Origin of the sequence: Microbacterium sp. H6, from assembly GCF_003314775.1 — a bacterium.
In the GTDB taxonomy this organism is placed as follows: domain Bacteria; phylum Actinomycetota; class Actinomycetes; order Actinomycetales; family Microbacteriaceae; genus Microbacterium; species Microbacterium oxydans.
The window spans coordinates 16110-20461 of sequence record NZ_QOAY01000247.1 but is presented as its reverse complement, the minus strand read 5'-3'; the positions used below and the strand labels follow the sequence as shown (position 1 = coordinate 20461).

The following is a 4352-nucleotide window of genomic DNA, read 5'->3' as shown; positions in this document are numbered from 1 at the left end:
AAGAGGGGCTCTTCACGAACTCGCCGAGTTCCTTGAGCTTTGCAAGTGCGATCTTGCTGTCGACGCCGAGTTCGGCGGCGATCTCATGTACGCGTGGTTTACCAGCCACAATTCTCCTGTCTGAGTCGGTCCACCCAGACAGGGCAGACCACTAGTCGCGGACGGGTCTCATTTCGAGCCGTTCACTTTGTTTCCATAGCTGTTCAGCCTTTGTTTCTTGGTGGGTGCTGTTCGAAGGTCCGTGTGTCCAGCTGAGTGTTCACACGCAGTGCTCGTCCGAAGGCTCGTCGCCGCAGAGCGGCCTCCATGCATTCGGGTGTCGGATGCACCCACGCGCCGCGCCCCGGCAGGACAGCACGCTCATCAGGGATGAGGGTGTCGTTCTGGGCAACCACCCGGAGAAGGGCGGAGCGGGGAGCACGCGTGCGACAACCGACGCACGTTCGTACGGGTTCCATCTTACACCTGCGTTTCACCCCGCCTCGCCCGTTCCCGGGCGCGGCGGAAGGCCGAAGCCGGTCAGTCGAGGACGCTGTCCGGCTGGATGTCGATCTTCGCCCCCGTGAGCTTGGCGGCCAGGCGGGCATTCTGGCCCTCCTTGCCGATCGCGAGCGACAGCTGGTAGTCGGGCACCAGCGCGCGGACCGCCTTGGTGCCGGCATCGAGCACGAAAGAGCTTGTGACCTTGGCGGGTGAAAGCGCGTGCGCCACGAAGGTCGGGAGATCCGCGTCGTAGTCGACGATGTCGATCTTCTCGCCGGCGAGCTCCTCGGTCACCGCGCGCACACGACGACCCAGCTCACCGATGCAGGCGCCCTTGGCATTGATCGAGGGGTCGTTCGCCTTCACCGCGATCTTCGTGCGGTGTCCGGCCTCCCGGGCCAGCGCCACGATCTCGACCAGACCGGCCGCGATCTCCGGCACCTCCAGGGCGAAGAGCTTGCGGACGAGCCCAGGGTGCGTACGCGAGACGGTGATCTGCGGCCCCTTGAGCCCCTTGGCCACACTCGTGACGTAGACGCGCAGGCGCGAGCCGTGCGTGTACTCCTCGCCGGGCACCTGCTCCTCAGGGGGAAGGATCGCCTCGACGGAACCGAGGTCGACGTGGATCATGCGGGGATTCGGGCCCTGCTGGATCACGCCGGCGACGATGTCGCCTTCCTTGTCCTTGAAGTCGCCGAGCACGACGTCGTCCGCGATGTCACGGAGACGCTGGCTGATGACCTGCTTGGCGGCGAAGGCGGCGATGCGGCCGAAGTCATCCGGCGTCGCGTCCTCTTCGCCGATGATCGCGCCCTCTTCGTCCTTGACGACCTGCAGGACGGCGACATGGCCGGTCTTGCGGTCGAGGTCGACGCGGACACCCTCGGGCGTGACGCCGTCGGCTGCGACGTGCTTGGAGTACGCGGTCAGGATCGCCTGCTCGATGATGGCGACGAGCTCATCGAAGGGAATCGCCTTCTCCTTCTCGATCCCTCGCAGCAGACTCAGTTCGATGTCCATGACGGCCTCTCTATTCAGCTCTCGTCGCGCCTGTTCGCACGCGCGACATCCGTACCACGATACCCTGTGCCCACCGGCTCCCGCACGGCGGCGGCGGTGGCGGAATCCCGGAGCCGCTCGAGGAGGAGCACGTGAGCACATTCGACACGGTCGTGATCGGCGCAGGCATGTCGGGGCTCACGAGCGCCCGGATGCTCGCCGACGCCGGTCAGCGCGTCGTGGTCCTCGAGGGCCGCGACCGCATCGGAGGCCGCATGCACACCGACCGCAGCGCCGGATTCCCGGTCGATCTCGGCGCCTCATGGATCCACGGCATCGGGAACTCCCCGCTGTGGGACCTCGTGCATGCGCTGCGCATCCCGGCGATCGAGTACACGGTGGGCAGCTTCCAGGTGGGAGGTCGCCCGATCGAGAACTACGACGGCGAGGGCCGCCGTCTGGACGAAGCCGCGACCGCGCAGTGGGTCAGCGACGTCGACCTGGCCGACCGCCTGCTCGTGGAAGAGATCGCCGCATCCTCCTCCGGCGACACGTACCTGGACGTCACGGAGCGCGCTCTGGACAGGTCGGGGCTCTCCCCTGATCGCATCGACGACATCCGCGAGTTCTTCCGCCATCGCGTCGAGGAGCAGTGCGGCGCCTGGATCGGCGATCTCGATGCCCATGGCCTCGATGAGGATGCGATCGAGGGCGACGAGGTCATCTTCCCCCGCGGTTACGACGAGCTCCCCCGCCGCATCGCAGACGGCCTCGATGTGCGCCTGGAGACGGTCGTGACCCGCGTGAGCCGTTCCGCAGCGGGCGTCGTCGTGCGCGCCGGTGATACCGAGTACCGCGCGGATCGCGTCATCGTCACCGTGCCGCTCGGGGTCCTCAAGGCGGGAACGATCTCGTTCGATCCCGAGCTCCCCGAAGCGGTCTCCGGCCCTATCTCCCGCCTCGGGATGGGCGTGTTCAACAAGGTGTTCGTCCAGTTCCCCGAGCGCTTCTGGGACGAGGAGACGTACGTGATCCGCGCACTCGGCGACGCCGGCGAGCACTGGCACTCCTGGTACGACGTGTCGGCAGTGAGCGGGATCCCCACGCTCCTCACCTTCGCCGCCGGCCCTTTCGGTCGTCGGATGCAGGACCTCGCGGATGCCGAGATCGTCGCCGACGCGGTCAGCGCTCTCCACGTCCTCTACGGAGACGCCGTCGGTGAACCGCTCGCGCACTGGGTCACGCGTTGGGGCGAGGACGAGTTCTCGAACGGCTCGTACTCCCACCTCGCCCTGGGATCGACGCACCACGATCACGATGCTCTGGCGGGCCCCGTCGACGGGGTGCTGCACTTCGCCGGCGAAGCCACCTGGGGCGATGAGCCGGCCACGGTCGGGGCGGCGTTCTACTCCGGCCACCGCGCTGCGGAGCGCATCCTCGATCGCCCGGTCGATCTCGCCGACTTCGCCGCCCGCATCACCGCGCGGGAGCAGACGGTAGGGCGTTGATCGCGCCGATCAGTCGGAACAGATTGCCCACCTGCCGCTGATCCAGGTGCAGGATCAGGCGCGGGAGGTCGAGGTTGTCGGCGTCGGCGACCTCCGGCTGACGCGGGCCCGTCCGCTCGATCCTCCCCGATGACAGCATCGAGCCGAACTCCTCGTTGAGCCGATCGATCTCCTCGTCCGTCGGCTCCGCCTTGAGCCGCAGCACCAGCGCATCGCCCACCCAGCGCAATGAGTCGTAGTTGTGCCAGAAGCCCGTGATCTCCGCCCTGGCCGCATCGACCGAATCCGTGATCACGACGCGATCGAAGTCGCCCTCCGAGATGACCCCGGTCGGGGCGAGATGGTCGTCGATGAAGCTGCGAAGCCCCTGCCAGAACGTGCCACCCGGCTCGTCGAGGAGAACGATCGGCGTCGGTTCCGCCTTGCCGGTCTGCTGCAGGGTGAGCAGCTCGAACATCTCGTCGAGGGTGCCGAACCCACCCGGCAGGCAGATGAACCCGAGCGATTCCTTGATGAGCATGAGCTTGCGGGTGAAGAAGTACTTCATCGCGACCACGTGGTCCTGGCCGGCCACGAAGCCGTTGGGCTTCTCCTCGAACGGGAGCCTGATCGAGACGCCCAGCGAGAGGGCAGGACCCGCTCCCTCGGAAGCCGCCTGCATGATGCCGGGCCCCGCCCCCGTGACGACCATCCACCCATCCCCCGCGAGGGCCGAGGCGACGTCGCGCGCCGTCAGATACAGCGGATCGTCCTGCCTGGTTCGCGCCGAGCCGAAGACCGTGACCTTGGGGACGCCGCGGAACGGAGCGAAGAGACGGAACGCATCCCGCATCTCGGCGAGCGCTGCCGAGGCGATCTTCAGATCGAGGCGGTCGGCGCCGTCCTCCCCCAGAAGGATCGCGGTGCGCAGCATCCGCATCACGAGCCTGCGGTCGGTGTGCACTCCCGCATCGTCGAGGACGGCGTTGATCTCGGCGCTGAGCGCTTCAGGGAGAGGTTCGTCGATCATGCCTCCAGGGTGTCATGCTCCGGGGCGACCGTGGCCTCCTGCCACGCCGTCGCTCAGACTCCGCGGGACTCGTCGACGGCCGCCCGGATCTCGTCGTGCGGGAGCGCGAGGCTCCTGTGCCCGTCGCGTCCTGTCATGTCCTGCGCTGCGACGAGTGCGTTCCACACGGCCTCGTCGACGGCCTGCACCGCTGCCGTCAGGAAGGGATCGATCCGCCCCCACGGGATCAGGCGCATGGTCTCGTAGACCTCGTCGCTCCCCTCCGGGAACTGCGACGTGAGCGCACCCTCGTTCGCGGTGGAGAACGCGAGGACGATGTCGCCCGAGAAGTGACTGCCCGCGGTGCCGCTGCG

Annotated in this window: 6 protein-coding genes; 1 reads left to right on the top strand and 5 read right to left on the bottom strand. The window is 67.6% G+C overall.

Annotated elements, in window-relative coordinates; translation table 11 throughout:
• The 3 genes from DSP71_RS24665 to nusA form a co-directional block, all read right to left on the bottom strand.
• Positions 1–109: translation initiation factor IF-2 N-terminal domain-containing protein (locus DSP71_RS24665; RefSeq protein ID WP_181800754.1), on the bottom strand; the 109-nt coding region annotated here is incomplete at its 3' end.
• A gap of 94 nt (positions 110–203) precedes the next feature.
• A complete protein-coding gene (locus DSP71_RS15765) occupies positions 204–458 on the bottom strand; it encodes a YlxR family protein (protein WP_082108654.1) in 255 nt (84 codons plus the stop codon).
• Between the two features lie 61 nt (positions 459–519).
• A complete protein-coding gene (gene nusA / locus DSP71_RS15760) occupies positions 520–1503 on the bottom strand; it encodes a transcription termination factor NusA (RefSeq protein ID WP_046748267.1) in 984 nt (327 codons plus the stop codon).
• 131 nt (positions 1504–1634) lie between these two features.
• On the opposite strand from nusA, the gene DSP71_RS15755 reads away from it, so the two are divergent.
• Complete coding sequence (locus DSP71_RS15755) at positions 1635–2990, top strand: FAD-dependent oxidoreductase (protein WP_113681559.1); 1356 nt, start codon at positions 1635–1637, stop codon at positions 2988–2990.
• Here the strand turns inward: DSP71_RS15755 and DSP71_RS15750 are convergent.
• Complete coding sequence (locus DSP71_RS15750) at positions 2959–3999, bottom strand: TIGR00730 family Rossman fold protein (protein ID WP_046748266.1); 1041 nt, start codon at positions 3997–3999, stop codon at positions 2959–2961. The two genes, DSP71_RS15755 and DSP71_RS15750, sit on opposite strands and share 32 nt — an antisense overlap.
• 53 nt (positions 4000–4052) lie before the next feature.
• Positions 4053–4352 (bottom strand): P1 family peptidase (locus tag DSP71_RS24090; RefSeq protein WP_258546490.1); only part of this gene is annotated, 300 nt, incomplete at its 5' end.

Coding starts and splice junctions, on each gene's coding strand:
- DSP71_RS15750 (WP_046748266.1), bottom strand. CDS start 3,999: ATGATCGACGAACCTCTCCCTGAAGCGCTCAGCGCCGAGATCAACGCC.
- DSP71_RS15765 (WP_082108654.1), bottom strand. CDS start 458: ATGGAACCCGTACGAACGTGCGTCGGTTGTCGCACGCGTGCTCCCCGC.
- nusA (WP_046748267.1), bottom strand. CDS start 1,503: ATGGACATCGAACTGAGTCTGCTGCGAGGGATCGAGAAGGAGAAGGCG.